A 16,389-nucleotide genomic window follows, 5' to 3' on the forward strand; every position below is an offset into this window, starting at 1 on the left:
CAACAAAGTGGCAATGCGCCGCCCGCCCGGCGGCCCATCAGCCCGCCTGCGATTCAGCCCGCCTGCGCGCTGCGTGGCAGCGTGATCTCGAACACCACGCCAGCACCATCGTCGCGGTCGACGCAGCGGATCTCGCCGCCGTGGTACTGCGCCACCAGCCGGGCCACGTGCAGGCCGATGCCCAGGTGGGGCGCGTCACCGGCGCCGCCGCCCGCCTCGGGCGGGCGCTCCGAGGCAAAGGGCTCGAACAGCCGCGCCGAGCGGCCCGCCTCGATGGTCGGGCCCTGGTTGCACACGCGCAGCCGCACCTGGGTGTTGGGGACCGGCCCCTGCGCCAGGGCCTCGACGACGATGGCGGTGCCCGGCGTGGCGAAGTCGCAGGCGTTGGACAGCAGCTTGTCCACCATCTGCGCGGCCCACTCCGGGTGGCCGCACACCGGCAGCGGCTGGCTGGCCACGCGCATCTCGAAGATGCGGTCCGGGCGGGCACAGGCAAAGGCGTCCACGTAGTCGCGCAGGAAGGCCGCCAGGTCGTAGTGGATGCGCGGCGTGCGCACCAGCTGCGCGTCCAGCTGCGAGGCCTCGCTCATCGACGACAGCACCAGGTTGATGCGCTCGATGCCGCGCTGGGCGCGGTCGAAGTACACCGTCTGCGCGGGCGAGGCCTGCTGCTCGTCCAGGTTCTCCAGCGAGGCGCGGATCATCGTCAGCGGCGTGCGCAGCTCGTGCGTGAGCAGGCGGGCGAACTTCTGCAGGTGCTCGCGCTGCGCGTCCAGGCGCAGCAGCAGGCGCACGATGCTGCGCGACAGCTCGCCGATCTCGTCGCGGCGCGGGTCCTCGGGCAGCGCCGCGCGCTGCAGCCGGCCCCGTTCGTCGTGCGCCTGCTCGGTGCCGCGCTGCAGCAGCAGGATGCGCCGCGCCAGCCGCCCGGCGTACCAGACGAACGCGCCTCCAATCAGGCCGAAGCCCAGCAGCGTCGTCAGCAGCAGGCGCTCGCGCAGGTGCTGCGCCACGCGCCCCGTCAGCTCGTCGCCCTGTTCGACCAGCAGCACGCCGGCGACCTCGCCGTTGGCCGACCAGATCGGCGCAGCCACCGCGTAAGCCGCCGGGGCCGCGCCCTCACCGCGGCCACCCGGCGCACGCAGGCCGATGCTGCCCTGGCGGGCGGCGTGCACCACATCGTCGATCAGCGGCGCGCTGGCCCGCTCGGCATCGGCCAGCGCAGGCGAGCGCCGCTGCAGCAGCGGGTGCAGCCCCTGCAGCGCGAGGCGGTCCAGCCAGTCCGGCGCGCGGGCCTCATCGCCACTGCTGCCGTTGCCGCCCGTGTCGGCCATGAACAGCGGATCCTTGTGCACCAGGCTGCCCCAGCGCTGCAGCACCTGCAGGTCGCCGCCCAGCCACCAGACCTGGTAGCCGCTGCGCTCGATCTGCGCCTGCGGCAGCGGCGAGCCCACCGCGTCGGCCCGGCGGCCCTGCAGCGCCGCGGCGTAGGCCGGCGCGACCCCCAGCAGCGTGGCTTTCTGCGCCTCCTGCAGGGTCTGGTGCAGCTCGCCGACGTAGCGCTCGTGCAGCAGCGGCAGCAGCAGCAGCCCACCCAGCGCCAGTGCCAGCCACTGCAGGCGCAGGCCGGGGCGCCAGCGGTTCAGGCCCGGCCGCCAGCGGCGCGCAGCGCTCATCGCTGCGCCGCGCCGTTCCAGCGATAGCCCTTGCCGTAGACGGTGTCGATCATCGAGAAGGTCGCATCCGCCGCCTCGAACTTGGCGCGGATGCGCTTGATGTGCGAGGTCATCGTGTTGGGCTCGACGTAGATGCCGGCCGACTTCATCAGCTGCTCACGGTCCTTGATGTGGCCGACGTGGCGGGTCAGCGCCCGCACGATCTCGAACTCGGTGACCGACAGGTCCACCAACCGCCCGGCCCAGCGCGCCTCGAAACGCTCGGGGTGCAGCCGCAGCGCGCCCACCTCGACCTCCTCCTCGCCGCCCGCCGCCTGCTGCAGCGCCTCCTGGCGGCGAAACAGCGCCGCCACCCGCGCCAGCAGGTGCCGCAGCGTGATGTGCGCCTTCACCAGGTAGTCATCCGCGCCCAGCCGCAGCCCGGAGATGATGTCCAGCTCGCTGTCGTAGTTGGTCAGGAAGATGATCGGCAGCGTGGCCGAGCGCGCGCGCAGCGCCCGGCACAGCTCCATGCCGCCCTCGGCATCGGGCGGCAGGTGGATGTCCAGCAGCGCCAGGTCCGGCAGCGTGCGGGCAAAGGCCGCCAGCGCCTCGGCCCGGTTCGTATACCCCTCCACCAGGTAGCCGGCGCGCCGGAAGGCATCGGCATAGTTGTCGCGGATGTCCTGTTCGTCCTCGACGATGGCGATGGTCCTGGCGGGCATGGTGGCGGCTGCAGCAGCGGTGGCAGATCGTTTCGGGCCATGCTAGCAGCCACCCACCGGCACCACAGCCCCGCCGCAGTGGTTTGCCGCACCCGGCCATGACCGGACGATGAATCGCCACGATTCATCATGATTGGCCACCGATCGTCACCACACCCGCACGCGCCGCCGGCCACCGAGGCGCCGTCGCTGAGAAAATCGTCACACTTCGGGCGACAGGAGGGGCGGGGATGGTCGGCAGGCAGCACAGGCACTCGGGCCGATGCAGGACCGCAGGGGTCGGCATGGCACTCCTCGCCTGTACGGTGGCGCTGACACCGGGCTGGGCCGCCACGCCAGGGGCCGCGGCCCCGACGGCCACACCAGCCAAGTCAGCCACAACGGCTGCACCGCCCGCCGTCCAACTCGAACGGGCCGTCGGCGAGGCTCGCCAGCACCTGGCGCTCGACCGCCCCGAGGCCGTGGCCGCCGCCCTGGAGCCGTTGCTGAAATCGCCGAATGTGGGTGCAGCGCCTGCCGAGGCCTTGCTGCGCGCGCAGGCCTGGGAGCTGCTCGCCACCGGGCAGGAGCGCTGTGGCCGCTTCGATGCGGCCCACACCGCGCACCGCCAGGCCGTGGCCGCCTTCACCACCGCCGTGGGCGCGCAGGACCGCCGCACGCTCGATGCCCGCCGGCTGCTGGCCCTGTCGCTGCGTGACGTGCAGCGCGAGGACGAGGCCGAGCGCCACTTCCGCCAGGTGCTGGCCGACCGGCTGCGTGCCCAGCCGGTGGACGCTGCGGCGGCAGCCACCGACCACCGCCTGCTGGTGGAGCACTTCCTGCAGCCGCGCTGGCGCCTGGCCGAGGCAGAGAGCGTGCTCCAGCAGGCCATCGCCTGGCGCCGCCAGGTGCCAGGCTTTCGCGAAGAGCAGCTGGTGGCCGAGTGGGTGACGCTCGCCGGCCTGCAGCTGAACCAGGGCCGGCCCAGCGACGCCGAATCGGTGCTGCTGCGGCTGCTCGAACGCGCCCAGGCCGACCCGGCCGCCATGCCGGACAGCGAACGCCTGCGCGCCCACGTGCTGCTGGGCCGCGTGCAGATGCGCCAGGGGCGCTACACCCTTGCAGAGCAGGCGCTGCGCCAGGCGGTGGATCAGTTCGAGCGGACCCGCCTCGGCAGCCGCGTGGCCGATCTGCACGGCGCACCGCTGCAGCTGGCCGAGGCGCTGGCCCACCAGGAGCGTCTGCCGGAGGCCGAGAAGCTGCTGAGGATCGAGTTGCAGCGGCTGTCGGGCCAGGTGCGCGGCGAGTTCCATCCGCGCCTGTGGCCGGTGCAGCGCCGCCTGGGCCTCCTGCTGATCGACCTGGAACGCGGCTCCGAAGCCGAAGCACTGCTGCGCCAGGTGGCTGCGGCCACCACCCGCCTGCGCAGCCCCCGGCACCCGGAGACCGCCCTGGCCGAGGCCGACTTGGCGAGCGCGCTGAGCGACCTGCAGCGCTATGGCGACAGTGAACGGCTGCTGAAGCGCGCGCTGCAGTCGCTGTCACAGACCGTGGGGCCTGTGAGCGAGCCGGTCTCGCGCCTGCGGGTGCAGCTGGCCAACATGTACCTGGAGTGGGGCCGCTTCGGGGCGGCCGCGAGCACCTTCCGCGCCGAACTACAGGCCGTTCAGGCCCGGCTCGGGCCCCGTCACCCGGAGGTGGCAACCACCCAGTCCCAGCTGGCCATTGCCTTGATGCGCCAGGGCCGGCTGGCCGATGCGGCGGTGCTGTTGCGCCAGGCGCTGGTGATCCGTGAGGCCCAGCAGCCCCCCGTACCGGCGCAGGTGGCCGAGACGCTCGGCTGGCTGGGGCAGGTCTACATGGATGCCGATGACCTCGCACGCGCCGAGGAGATCCTGCAGCGTGCCCTGGCCCTGCGGCGGCAACTGGCGACCCACCGCCATGACGCGGCGGTGCTCACGGTGCAGGGCCACCTGGCCGGCGTCTGGAGCCTGTCCGGCAAGCTCGACGCCTCGGAGGCGATGCTGCGCGAGGCCATTGCCAGCGCCGAGGCCTTGAACCCGACCGACCCGTTTCGGATCCCCAACCTGCTGGTCGGCCAGGCCGGCAACCTGCGCCGCAAGGGGGATTTCGCAGGCGCGCGGGCCCTGGTGGAACGGGCGCTGCAGGTGCGCCAGCAGGCGCTCGGCACGGAGTCCGGCCAGACGGCCATCGTCGAGACCGCCCTCGCCCGGATCCTGACCGCGATGGGCCAGCCCCAGGAGGCGCGCGCGCGGCTCGGCCACGCCATCGCGGTCTTCGACCGCAGCGACGACCTGCGCGAGACCCCGTTCATGGCGCGTGCCCGCCTGCGCCTGGCCGAGGCGCTGCGCGCCGAGGGTCGCCCGGCCGAAGCCAGGAAGGAGGCAGCCACCGCCCTGCGCCTGTTCGAACGCGCCTACGGCCCCCGCCACGACGACAGCAACGAAGCCCGCAAACTACAACCACCTGGGCGCGGCCCCTGCGGCCCGCCCGTGACCAGCGTGCGACAGGCCGGCGGCCGCCGCCTCGCTACGATGCGGCCATTCCCTCGAAGCCCGGCCGCCGTCCGGGTGCCCCGCCCACGCCGGAGACAAGCCCGATGAGCAGCCGCAGCAGCCCCAGCCCGTCCTTCCTCTTCAACGCCGTGCGCCGCCTCGAAGTGGCCGCCGGCGCCAGCGCCCGCCTCGGCGACACCGCCCAAGCCTGGAAGCCCGCCAGCGGCCCGGCCCAGGCGCTGGTGGTCACCGATGCCTTCCTGCACCGCAGCGGCCTGCTCGCCCCGGCGCTGCAGTCGCTCGCCGCCGCCGGCTGGCAGGTGCGCGTGTACGACGGCGTGCTGCCCGACCCCTCCGAGGCCGTGGTGCTCGCCGCCGCGGAGCTGGCCCGGGGCGTGGACCTGGTGATCGGCTTTGGGGGCGGCAGCAGCATGGACACCGCCAAGGTCGTCGCCGTGCTGGCCCGCCCCGGGAACACGCTGACGCTGGCCCAGCTCTACGGCGTCGAGAGCGTGCGCGCCGAGCGCCTGCCGCTGATCCAGCTGCCCACCACCGCCGGCACCGGCTCGGAGGTGACCCGCATCGCCATCCTGACCACCGGCGAGCACACCAAGGCCGGCATCGTCAACAGCGCCCTGCTGGCCGACCACGTGCTGCTCGACGCCACGCTGACGCTGGGCCTGCCGCCGGCCGTGACCGCCGCCACCGGCATCGACGCGATGGTCCACGCCATCGAGGCCTACACCAGCGCGCTGAAGAAGAACCCGCTGTCCGACCTGCTCGCCCGCGAGGCCCTGCGCCTGCTCGGCGCCCACCTGCTGCGCGCCGTCGAACAGGGCAGCGACGTGACCGCGCGCGAGCAGATGCTGATCGGCGCGATGCTGGCCGGCATGGCCTTCGAGAACGCGCCGGTGGCCGCGGTGCACGCCCTGGCCTACCCGCTGGGCGGCGTCTACCACCTGCCACACGGCCTGAGCAACGCGCTGGTGCTGCCGCACGTGCTGCGCTTCAACCGCCCCGCCGCCGAGCCGCTCTACGCCGAGTTGGCCGAGGTACTGCTGCCCGGCGCAGGAGGTGACGACGCCAGCCGCTGCGACGCCCTGCTCACCTACGCCGATGGCCTGTGCGCGCGCACCGGCCTGCCGGCACGCCTGCGCGACTGCCACATCCCCGCCGACGCGCTGCCCGAACTGGCCCGCCAGGCCATGGGCCAGCAGCGCCTGCTCCAGAACAACCCCCGCCCCGTCACCGAGGCCGACGCGCTGGCCATCTACCAGGCCGCCTGGTGACCCTCGTTACCGGCCGCGCCACCGGCTCCCCTGCATCGCTCCCGCCATGACCGAACCCACCGCCCGCCCGACCCGCGCCGACTTCGGCTACGTCCGCCCCGTCAGCACCCGCTGGACCGACAACGACATCTACGGCCACGTCAACAACGCGATCTACTACCAGTACTTCGACAGCGTCATCAACCGCTACCTGATCGAGGAGGGCAGCCTGGACATCCACCGCGGCGACGTGGTGGGCTTCATCGTGCGCTCGGAGTGCGACTACTTCGCGCCGGTGACCTACCCGGGCGATGTGGACATCGGCGTCGCCGTGGCCAAGCTGGGCAACTCCTCGGTGACCTACGCGGTCGGCCTGTTCAAGCCCGGCGAGGACGCCCCCTGCGCGCTGGCGAGCATGGTGCACGTCTTCGTCGAGACCGCCACCAACCGGCCGGTGCCGATCCCCGCGCCGCTGCGCGCCGCGCTGGTGCGGCTGGTGCGGCCGGCGCAGGGCGGCTGAGGGCCGGCCCGATGAGCGCGCCCCGGCAACTGATCGTCTGCTGCGACGGCACCAACAACAACCTCACCGGGCGGCTCAACGACACCAACGTCACCAAGCTCTGCGAGCTGCTCGACCCCGACGGCCAGCACCAGCGGCTGTACTACGACCCCGGCGTCGGGAACCCCGGCCAGCTGCCGGGCACCACCCGGCTGGACAGCATCAAGCGCGAAGTCCAGCGCCTCACCGGGCTGGCCTTCGGCCAGGGCATCTTCGAGAACATCGCCGAGGGCTACGCCTTCCTGATGCAGCACTACCAGGAAGGCGACCAGATCTTCCTCTACGGTTTCTCGCGCGGCGCCTTCACGGCGCGCAGCATCGGCGGGCTCGTCGCCCAGTTCGGCCTGCTGCGGCCCGAGAACCAGGCGCTGCTGCCCTCCCTGCTGCACACCTACTTCGCCGACCGGCGCGAGAGCCAGCGCTACCGGGACGTCACCGCCCAGGTCAGCGCCCTCTTCTGCAGCCAGGACCGCCGCGAGGTGCCGGTGTGGTTCGTCGGCGTGTGGGACACCGTGGCCTCGGTGGGCTTCCCGCTGCTGAGCCAGCAGACCATCACCGCACGGCCCAGCATCGCCGGCAAGCGCTGCCACCATGTGCGCCAGGCCCTGGCGCTGGACGAGCACCGCCGCGCCTTCGAGCCGCGGCCCTACATCGTCGAGCCCGGCCACGACTACGCCGCGCACGGCCAGAGCATCGGCCAGGCCTGGTTCAGCGGCTCGCACTGCGACGTGGGCGGCGGCTACCTCCATGCCGAGGCCGGCCTGGCCAACGACGCGCTGCGCTGGATGCTGCAGGAGTCCGTTGCCTGCGGCCTGCGCATCGACCCCGCCCTGTTGAACGCCCGCGGCGAACTCGATGACCTCGCCCTGGGCGAACGCCTCGCGCAGCGCTCCATCCCTGCCAGCACGAGCGCTGGAAGCACGGCCGCTGCCCCCTGCCGGCAGCTGCACAGCGAAACCTACGACACCCCCTGGTGGGCCCTGGCCGGCCTGAAGCTGCGCGACCCCACGGCCAACCCGGACTGGAACCGCCTCGCCGAACCCGTGCAGCCGGTGGAGCACCCCAGCGTCGGCCAGCAGCCGCTGCACTTCGCCGCCAACACCGTCTGGTCGCGCCATCGCGCCCCTGGCCCGCTGCTCTGGGCCCTGCTGGGGTTGCTGGTGTTCGACCTGCTGGCCGGCCTGATGCTCGCCCCCAGGACCGCTGCGCTGGACTTCTCCAGCATGGCGGCCTTCACAGCCAGCCTGCGCGAGCAGCTCACCGCCGCCTGGAATGCCAACCTGGCCCTGGCGCAGTGGCAGCTCGGCTGGATCCCCTGGAGCCACCTCTCCCAATGGCCCTGGCCCGCCCCGCTGGAAGCCGCCGCCACCGCCCCCGTCCCGATGCGCCACCTCGGCCGCGCCCTGCTGGCCGACGGCCTGCTGATCACCAGCTACGCCTACCTGCTCGCCCGCGCCACCAGCTGGGCCTTCGCCCGCGCCGCCCGCCTGCGCCGCGCCGGCCCCGCACCGAAACGAGCGCGCCTGCTGAACGGGCTGGGCAGTGCCGCCGGCATCGCGGTGGCGGCCGACCTGGCCGAGAACCTCGTCACCTGGCTCGTCCACCTCAGCGCCGGCAGCGACGACCTGCCCGGCGCGGAGTACCTGTTCGGCCTGCTGATGAGCGGGGCGAGTGCGTTGAAGTGGGCGGGGTTGGCTGGGTGCACGGTGCTGGTGGGTTGGGGGATGGTGATGCGGGTGCGTTCTGAAGACACGAGAGGCCCACTCTGACCTCTGCGAAAGGCCATGCACCACAACCGCATTGATGCGCCAATTGATGCATACTGGCATCTATATTGACGCAGGAGTCGGCATGCGCACCACGGTCACCATTGACGACGATCTCTACGACAGGGCCCTGGAGCTGGCCGACCCGGGCACGGAAAAGGCGGACCTCATCCGGGAAGCGATGAGGACCTTCGTGCGAGTACAGGCCGGCAAGCGCTTGGCGGCGTTGGGCGGAGCCGCGCCGGAGATGGCCGAGGTGCCTCGCCGCCAGCCTGAGCCATCCCCTCAGTCATGACCGGGGTGTTGGTCGACACCTCCGTCTGGGTGGCCCACTTCCGGCAGGCGTTGCCTGCCCTGCAGGCCTTGCTGGCCACGGATCAAGTGCTCTGCCATCCGTTGGTCGTGCTGGAACTGGCTTGCGGAACGCCTCCCGCACCGCGGGATCGCTCGCTCGCCCACCTGCGTTCGTTGGAGCGAGCAGCGGTGGCCACCATCGACGAAACCCTGGCCATGGTGGAGCGGGAGCGGCTCTACGACGCTGGCTGTGGCGCAGTGGACGTCGCCTTGCTTGCGTCGGCGCGCTTGACGGCGGGGGCACGGCTCTGGACCCTCGACAAGAAGCTGCACGCCCTGGCACTGCGGCTGCAAGTCGCCTACGCAGACACGCTGCACTGACGCTTGGCGCTCGGCCAGCCTCTCACCCCGCCTGCAACACCCTGATCAGCGCGTCGATCACGTCACTGCCGTCGGGGGACTTCAGGCGGTGCTTGCGCAGGCTGCGGGCCAGGTCGGCGCGGGCCAGCGGCTGGGTGTCGGCGCGCAGGAGGATGCCGGCGATGGTGCGCTGCACCTCCAGCGAGCGGGCCTGCGGGAAGATGCGGGCGATGGCCTGGAGGCTGGCGGGGTCGGTCAGGCGCTGGCGGGCCAGGGCCTGGAGGGCGCGCAGCTGCGGGCCGGGGGCGCTGAGGCGGGCGATGGCTTCGGCGAGGGCGCGCTGCTCGGCGGCGTCGGCCAGCGGGCGGTGGCGCAGGTAGACCTGGGCGATCTCGGCATCGGTGTCCTGGCTGGACGTGAGGGCCAGCACGGTGCGCTGGTGCGCCGCTGGGTCGCCCAGGCAGGCAAGCACGGCGCTGTGGGCGACCACGCCGGGCCGGGCGGCGCCGCTGGCGACGAGCTGGCCGGCCAGCGGCAGATCGGGCTCGGGGCGGGCGGCGCAGAGGTGGTCGATCTCATGCTTGCCGAGGCGGCCCTCGCGCAGGCGCTGCTCGACCATGCGGGCAAACTCGTCGCGCTCCTGCTCGGGGCTGAGCCAGCCGAGCTGGCGCGCCAGCGCCATCATGCGGGTGTGCACGCCGGCCTCGTCGGCGTCACGGGCAAAGTCGAGGTAGCGCGCGCGGGCCGGCGCATCACGGCTGATGGCCAGCAGCGCACCCTCGACATCGGGCTGCAGGCGCTGGCTGGCACTCAACTGGCTGGCGAGGTGCTCCAGGTGGTCGAGCAGCATGCGCACCTCGGTGGGATCGCGCCTGAGCAGCTCGTGGGCGAAGGCGAGCTTGCCGGCCAGGCCGGCGCGGTCGTCGGCGAGGCGGCAGAGCTCGGCGCGGAAGCTGGCGTGGGGGTCCGCATCGGTCAGGCCGGGGGCGCTGACCATCGAGACCGGCGCGAACAGCGCCAGCAGCGTGGGGCTGGGCTGGCCGCTGGCAATCTCGATGCTGCCGGTGGTGCTGCGGAAGTAGCGCTCCACCAGCGGGCCGGCGTAGCGGCCCAGCGGCGCCTGGCCGGAGAAGCCGTAGATCACCGGCACGTCCTTGAAGATGTGGCGGATGCGGTCGCGGTTGCTCTGGCCGTAGCGCGCGCTGAGCTGGCTGGCGATGCGCTCGGCCTCCTCGGGGCTGCGCCCGTCGCGCTGCAGGCTGCGGCGCACCTCGGCGGCAGCCACCTGGCGCGGCTCGGTGCCCAGGGTCTTGCAGCCGAACAGGTAGACCTCGCGCAGCGGGGCGAACAGGCCGCTGCAGGAGGCGCTGCAGGCGGCTTGCTGCAGCTGCGGCACGGTGAGGAAATCGCGGAAATCGGACTGGTCGGCGTAGAACTCGCTGCCGTCGTCGAAGTGGCCGGAGATTATCAGCGCGTCGCAGCGCACACCACTGCGGCAGGCGGCCTCGAACCAGTCCTTTCGGCCGCGCTGCACCAGCTCGACGACGCGGAACTGGTCGCGCGGCAGGTTCCGCTCGAAGGCCTCCTTCTCGTCGGAGGAGTTGATGGTGATGGCGCAGACGGTGCGCGGCTCGGCGGCCCGGGCCGGGGCGGCGATCGCCAGCGCGGCAGCAAACAGGGCCAGCCCCACCCAGCGGGGCGTGCGATCAGGCAAGGGCGTCGGGATACGGCTGCGGCGCATCCGGCCAGTGTTTCACAGCCGCGCAAGGCGCTGCAACGGGTTGTGAATGCGCGGCCGGCGGCTTGCCGGCACGCTCCGTCAGGAGTTCTCGAGCTGGCGGATCAGCGCGTCGATGATGCCGCCGCCGTTGGCTGCACCACCGTTGCTTGCGCCGCCCTTGCCGTGACCGTTGCCGAGAGGGCGGCGCTGCTCGCGCAGCAGGCGCAGCAGCTCGGCCCGGTCGCTGCCGCTGGCCGAGCGGATCACGCGCGGATCGGCGCGCAGCAGGGTGCCGGCCACGGCGGCCTGCACCGCAGGCGAGGGCGTCTCGGCGTACAGCCGCACCAGCCGGTTCAGCACGCTGCGATCGGAAAGGTAGAGCCGGCCGAGCGATTCGACTGCGTGGGCCTGCGCGTCGGAGGGCGCCATCGCGGCGATGGCCTCGGCGACGCTGCGCAGCTCGGCGGGGTCGGTGATCGGGTGGTGGCGCAGGTAGGCCTGGGCGGCCTGCACGTCGGCCAGCGCCGGGCTGGCCAGGCCGGCCAGGGTGCGTTGGCGGCCCTCGCCACTGGCCAGGCAGGCACGCAGTGCGGCGTGGGCCACGTCGTCGGTGCCCGGCGCCATGCGGCGGTGAAAGGCGCCATCGAGGTCATGTGAGCGGTTCAGCGTGCAGGCCAGGTCGACGTCGCCGGGGCCGATCTCGCTGCGGTCCTGCAGTTCGCCAAGCATCAGCGCCAGCTCGCGCCAGCGGTGCTCGTCGGTCAACCAGCCCAGGCCGCGACCGAGGTCGAGCAGGCGCACGCGCTCGTAGGCGCTGCTGTCGCGCGCCAGCGTGAGGAAGCGCGAGCGCGCGCCCAGGTCGTTGGCGATGGCGTCCAGCCGCCGCGCCACCTCGGGGTCCCGGCGGGTGGCATCGTCGAGCTGCTGCAGCGTGCGCTCGACACGCTCGATGTGCAGTCGCAGCTCGCCGATCGGCCGCTGCAGCAGCAGCTGCATGAAGGCCAGGCGCTGGGCCACGCTGCGGCGGTCGTCAGCGAACTGGCACATGTCCTGGCGCGAACCGGCCCGGGCGTCCTGCGGGCTGACGCCAGAGACCGCCGTCAGGCCGTAGCCGCCAAAGGCGCTGAGCAGCTTCGGGCTGCGCCGGCCCTGGCCGATCTCGCGCGCACCGCCGGCCTTGAAGACCTGCTCCAGCACCTCGCCGGCCACCGGGCCGAGCGGTGCGAAAGAGGCAAAGCCGAAAATCGCCGGCACGCCCGGAAAGACCTGGCGCATGCGGTCGCGGCTGCTCTCGCCCTGGCGTTCGCCCAGGCTGCGCAGGTACTGCTCGGCCTCGGCGCGGGAGTGGCCGTCGCGCACCAGCTCGCGCATCACCTCGCCCGCGGCACTGCCGAGCGCGTGGGGGTTGAGGGTGTTGCAGCCGAAGAGGTAGACCTCCTTGAGCTGCTCGAACAGGCCGGGGCAAGAGGCGCTGCAGGAAACGCGCTCCAGCTCGTCGACCGTCAGGTTCTCGCGCAGGTCGGGGTCGTCGGCAAAGAACTCGTTGCGGCCGTCGAAGTGGCCGGAAACGACCAGCACGTCGCAGCGCACCCCGGCCTGGCAGGCGGAGGCCAGCCAGTCGCGCCGGCCGCGCTCGACCAGCTCGACGAAGCGGAATCCCGGCTCGCCCAGGTGGCGACGGAAGGCCTCCTTCTCATCGGCCGAGTTGACCGTGATGGTGCAGACCGTGCGCGGCGTGGCGGGGAGCGCGGGGGCTGGGGCGGACGCCCTGGCGGCGGCCTTCTGCGCCAGCCGGAGCGCCGACGGATCCTTCGCCTTGGCAGCGGCAACCCCCGGGCCAGCCCAGAGCAGGGCCGCGACCAGGGCCAGACAGCGAAACAGCGCGCGGTGCATCGTTAAATTGTAACGACGCGTTCCGCAACGGCTTGTCACGCCTGGTTCCCGGCCTCGCCCGTCAAGGCAGCACGTGCCATCGGCCCTGCGCCTCGGCCACGCGCAGCTGACCCTGCAGGTGCAGCAGGTGGGCGCGCAGCGAGCGAGCCGCCACCGGGTGCCGCTGCGGCGGCACGTCGTGGTAGACCACCGGCAGCAGCGCCTCCAGCGGGCTGGACCCCAGCCGGATGAGCGCGGCCAGCGTGGCGGCCTCCCGGCGCCGGCGGTGGCGGATCAGCAGCTCCAGCGCCCGCGCCGGCTGCGGGATCAGGAAGCCATGGCCCGGCGCGATCCACTCGAAGCCCTGCGGCCCCTCGACCCGATCGGCCAGCGCGCGCAGCGAGGCCAGGTAGGCCGCCATGTCGCCATCGGGCGGGTTGATGACCACGGTGGAGCCCTGCATCACGTGGTCGCCGGTGAAGAGCAGGCGCTCCTGCACGTGGCGGTAACAGAGGTGGTTGGCGGCGTGACCGGGGGTGTGGATGACCTCCAGCGTCAGCTCCGGGCCGAGTTCCAGCAGCTCGCCGCCGGCCAGTGGCCGATCGGGCGCAAAGGCCGTGTCCTGCCACTCCGGGTGCGCCGGCCGCTGGCCAAGGACCTGCGCACCGGTGGCGGCCTGCAGCGCGCGGGCGGCGGGCGAGTGGTCGATGTGGGTGTGCGTGACCAGGATCCAGCGGATCGGCCCTGGCGCCGCCGCGAGCAACGACTGCACGTGCGCGGGGTCGTCGGGACCGGGGTCGATCACCGCCCAGCCGGCCTCGTCCGCCGGGCCGCGGCCGCCACTGCGCAAGAGGTAGCTGTTGGTGCCCGGGCCGGTCATCACGCTGCCGTTGGGCGCGGTGACACGCAGCACGCGCCGATCCGGCGACAGCGGCACGGCCACGCCCGGCGCGATGTGGGCCAGCGCATGCCCGGCGCCCTGCGGGTCGATGCGGCCGATCTCCGGGTAGGCCGGGTGCTGCGGCGGGATGGGCGCCAGCCGACCGCCCCCCTGGGGATCCAGCGGCCCCAGCCGGCCCAGGCGGGGCTGGATCGGGCTGATCGGGCCCAGCTGCCCCGCCCAGGCCAGCATCTCGGCCACATCGGCAAAGCCGGCCAGCTGGTCCAGCAATGAGCGCGCCGGGCCGGTGACCTGCACACCCGCCGCCCCGGAAAGCGCCTCGGCCGCGCCCAGCCAGCGCAGGTCGACCATCTCGCTGCCGTCGTGCCGGGCCTCCTGGCCCTGCGGTGCGCGGGCAAGGAAGAAGCGCGCATCGAAGCGCTTGGGCATGCCCAGCGGCGTCACCCAGTGGGCGATCCAGTGCAGCCGGTCCACCGCGAGCCGCCAACCCAGCGCCTCGCAGAGCTGCGCCAGCGTGCGCTCACCGCGCTGCAACGCCAGGCGCCAGTCATCGGCCAGGACCGCCAGCTCGCCAGGATCGGGCTCGCCGCCATCGGCCTCCACCGCGAGCAGCAGGCCGGCCTCTTCGAAGCACTCGCGCAGCGCCGCCACCCAGTGGTCCAGCCCGCCGGCGGCCAGCCCGAGGCGCTCACTCGCCGCCACGTCGTCCAGCCCGGCGCAGTGCGGGTGCGCCGCCCGATCGGCCGCATCCAGCAGCCCGCCGGGGAAGACCCAGGCGTGGCTGTTCTGGTCCCCCCGGTCGGCGCGCCGCAGCATCAGCAGCTGCGGGCCGGCCTCGGTGTCGCGGGCGAGCAGCAGGGTCGCGGAGGGGCGCAGCGGAGCCGGCGTGGGAGCGTCAGAGCGGGTCATCGGGGCGAGCGGAGGAGCAGGCGGGGAGCGCGATTCTTCCACCGGGCCGGCAAACGCGCAGTCGCCGCTGCGTCGCCGCTGCATCGCGGCTGCGTCGTGACGGTCCCCCCGGCCGCGGCACGTACCATCGGGCCTGTTGCCCCGGCCGAACCGTCGTCCCCCATGCGCCCTCTTCGTCTGAACGCCCTGTTTTCCGCGCGCTGGTCCGCGCCCTTGTCCGCCGCCCTGTTCGCCGGCCTCGTTGCGAGCGCCCACGCCAATCCGGCCGAGAACAACGCGGCGATGCTGCAACTGGCCACCGACAAGGGCTGCATGGCCTGCCACAGCATCGACCCCAAGCCGAAGCGCGCCGACGGCCTGCCGCCGATCGCCCCGTCCTGGCGCGAAGTGGCGCTGAAATACCGCGACGACCCGGTGGCCTACCGCAAGCTCACCGACACGGTCATCACCGGCGCCGACCCCAAGGCACGCCACTGGGCCGGCCGCGTTGGCGCGGCCACGATGCCGCCCAACGCCGCCACCATCAGCGCCGACGAAGCGCGCATGCTGGTGAACTGGCTGCTGGTGCTGGTGCCCTGACCGCACGCTCCGGCCCGGTCGCCGGCGTTCAGCCAGCGTGCCGCCGCGCCACCCAGTAGGTGACGCCTTCGGCACCGTAGCGCTCGGCGTGCGGCACCTCGCGCGCCAGCTCGAAGCGGTCGCCCGGCCGCAGGTGGCGGGTCTCATCGCCGCAGCTCAGCCACATCTCGCCCTGCACCACCACCGCCTCCACCGCGAAGGGATGGGTGTGGGTGTCGAGCACCGTATCCGGCGCCCAGCGGCGCTCGGTCACTTCGTCGAAGCCGCGGGCGAGGGCAGCCTGCTGGAAGCGTTGGAAATCGGTGGGGGTGTCGGGCATGGCAGCGGTCAAGGCGATGGATCCGGTGGGCAAGTACAACAGTCGGAGTGTGAACCCAGAAACCCAGCCACACCGACCTGGGGAAATGCCGACCGCCGCCTGGTTCATGATGGGGAGCCGCCAGAACGACCAAGGCCGGCAGTGCCGGCCTTGAAGCGTTGATGAGTTGATGCGTTGGGCGGATCAACCGGCCTTGCGGCGCCGTCCCACGAAGCCCAGCACGCCCAGGCCGGCGAGCAGCATGGCGTAGGTTTCGGGTTCAGGAACCGCGGCAGTGAAGCTGCCATCCAGTTCGGCGCGTAGCCCGGTCGGACCCCCGCTGTTGTTCACCACGAAGGACAACGTGTTCAAGCCGGCAACGAACCCGGACGAGACCGTGAACGACGCGAACGAGCTGTAGTCGGAGTGGGCGGAAAAGGAGATCGCGTTGCCATTGATCAGGACGCTGGTGACCGAATTGTCGGCGCTGACCAAGCCGCTGATGACGGCAGAGCCCGTCTCATACCCGGTGAGGTCGAACGTCGTCGAGTAGGTGTAGTCCCCGATCGCCGTCGTGCCTGAACCCGTGTTGCCAGGCCCCACCAGAGGGGTGATCCAACTGGAATTGGCGCTGGGGGCCATCCAGACGCCACCGTAGCCCTCGGCGTCATCGACTGCATAGGTTGGGCTACTGCCCAGGAGGTAGTGCGCGTCCGTCGTCCCGTTGGCCAGCACGACGTCACTGTTGTCAACACCAGTGTCATAGAGCCCGACGGCGAGCACCGAGGCCATCGCGTCGGACCCGAGCGCGGCAACGGCAAGGAGCGCCGCACCAATGACAGGGCGGAGGTGGGTTTTCATGGCAAGAAACTCCCTAAGAAATGTGGGACTTTCATTTCTACGCCGATCATCCCGGCCCGCAAGCCCTCATCCTGGGGGCGGGTTGCCTTGGCGTTGACACAACGCTCAGGTTCTTTTCGGGTCCAGC

14 protein-coding genes are annotated in these 16,389 nt (G+C 72.5%); 7 read left to right on the forward strand and 7 right to left on the reverse strand.

All coding sequences use genetic code 11. The features are described from left to right. Window positions 1-53: 53 nt before the first annotated feature. Both NGK70_RS01190 and NGK70_RS01195 read right to left on the reverse strand, forming a co-directional pair. Window positions 54-1,676 (reverse strand): ATP-binding protein, encoded by a 1,623-nt coding sequence (locus NGK70_RS01190; protein ID WP_251971562.1) that lies wholly within the window; start codon window positions 1,674-1,676, stop codon window positions 54-56. Next, complete coding sequence (locus tag NGK70_RS01195) at window positions 1,673-2,380, reverse strand: response regulator (protein ID WP_251971563.1); 708 nt, start codon at window positions 2,378-2,380, stop codon at window positions 1,673-1,675. The genes NGK70_RS01190 and NGK70_RS01195 overlap by 4 nt, the downstream gene beginning before the upstream one ends. Window positions 2,381-2,664: 284 nt before the next feature. Here NGK70_RS01195 and NGK70_RS01205 point away from each other — a divergent pair, with 284 nt between their 5' ends. The 6 genes from NGK70_RS01205 (at window position 2,665) to NGK70_RS01230 (ending at window position 9,143) form a co-directional block, all read left to right on the forward strand. Then, entirely contained in the window at window positions 2,665-4,983 is a 2,319-nt protein-coding gene (locus tag NGK70_RS01205) for a tetratricopeptide repeat protein (RefSeq protein ID WP_310742570.1), read from the forward strand. Next, a complete protein-coding gene (locus NGK70_RS01210) occupies window positions 4,980-6,164 on the forward strand; it encodes an iron-containing alcohol dehydrogenase (RefSeq protein ID WP_251971564.1) in 1,185 nt (394 codons plus the stop codon). Before NGK70_RS01205 ends, NGK70_RS01210 begins: the two co-directional genes overlap by 4 nt. Window positions 6,165-6,210: 46 nt before the next feature. Further along, window positions 6,211-6,663: an acyl-CoA thioesterase gene (locus NGK70_RS01215; protein ID WP_251971565.1), complete on the forward strand. Its 453-nt coding sequence runs from the start codon at window positions 6,211-6,213 to the stop codon at window positions 6,661-6,663. A gap of 11 nt (window positions 6,664-6,674) precedes the next feature. After that, complete coding sequence (locus tag NGK70_RS01220; RefSeq protein WP_251971566.1) at window positions 6,675-8,471, forward strand: T6SS phospholipase effector Tle1-like catalytic domain-containing protein; 1,797 nt, start codon at window positions 6,675-6,677, stop codon at window positions 8,469-8,471. 82 nt (window positions 8,472-8,553) lie between these two features. After that, window positions 8,554-8,763, forward strand: coding sequence for a type II toxin-antitoxin system VapB family antitoxin (locus tag NGK70_RS01225; protein WP_251971567.1), 210 nt, complete (start codon window positions 8,554-8,556; stop codon window positions 8,761-8,763). Beyond that, the gene (locus tag NGK70_RS01230) at window positions 8,760-9,143 is read left to right on the forward strand and encodes a type II toxin-antitoxin system VapC family toxin (RefSeq protein ID WP_251971568.1); all 384 of its coding nucleotides are present in this window, start codon (window positions 8,760-8,762) and stop codon (window positions 9,141-9,143) included. The genes NGK70_RS01225 and NGK70_RS01230 overlap by 4 nt, the downstream gene beginning before the upstream one ends. 22 nt (window positions 9,144-9,165) lie before the next feature. On the opposite strand, the gene NGK70_RS01235 is transcribed toward NGK70_RS01230, so the two are convergent. The 3 genes from NGK70_RS01235 to NGK70_RS01245 form a co-directional block, all read right to left on the reverse strand. Continuing rightward, entirely contained in the window at window positions 9,166-10,863 is a 1,698-nt protein-coding gene (locus tag NGK70_RS01235) for a hypothetical protein (RefSeq protein WP_251971569.1), read from the reverse strand. Window positions 10,864-10,941: 78 nt separating this feature from the next. Then, complete coding sequence (locus NGK70_RS01240) at window positions 10,942-12,735, reverse strand: hypothetical protein (RefSeq protein ID WP_251971570.1); 1,794 nt, start codon at window positions 12,733-12,735, stop codon at window positions 10,942-10,944. 61 nt (window positions 12,736-12,796) lie between these two features. Next, on the reverse strand, window positions 12,797-14,524 hold the full coding sequence (locus NGK70_RS01245) for an MBL fold metallo-hydrolase (RefSeq protein ID WP_251971571.1): 1,728 nt from the start codon (window positions 14,522-14,524) through the stop codon (window positions 12,797-12,799). A gap of 213 nt (window positions 14,525-14,737) precedes the next feature. Here NGK70_RS01245 and NGK70_RS01250 point away from each other — a divergent pair, with 213 nt between their 5' ends. Next, window positions 14,738-15,103 carry a c-type cytochrome gene (locus NGK70_RS01250; RefSeq protein WP_251971572.1) on the forward strand — a complete coding sequence of 122 codons (366 nt, stop codon included), beginning with the start codon at window positions 14,738-14,740 and terminating at the stop codon, window positions 15,101-15,103. Between the two features lie 28 nt (window positions 15,104-15,131). Here NGK70_RS01250 and NGK70_RS01255 read toward each other — a convergent pair whose 3' ends face one another. Both NGK70_RS01255 and NGK70_RS01260 read right to left on the reverse strand, forming a co-directional pair. After that, window positions 15,132-15,422: a cupin domain-containing protein gene (locus NGK70_RS01255; protein WP_251971573.1), complete on the reverse strand. Its 291-nt coding sequence runs from the start codon at window positions 15,420-15,422 to the stop codon at window positions 15,132-15,134. Between the two features lie 183 nt (window positions 15,423-15,605). Next, window positions 15,606-16,262, reverse strand: a complete 657-nt coding sequence (locus tag NGK70_RS01260) for a PEP-CTERM sorting domain-containing protein (protein ID WP_251971574.1) — start codon at window positions 16,260-16,262, stop codon at window positions 15,606-15,608. Window positions 16,263-16,389: the final 127 nt, after the last annotated feature.

It is taken from the genome of Sphaerotilus microaerophilus, assembly GCF_023734135.1.
Lineage (GTDB): Bacteria > Pseudomonadota > Gammaproteobacteria > Burkholderiales > Burkholderiaceae_C > Sphaerotilus > Sphaerotilus microaerophilus.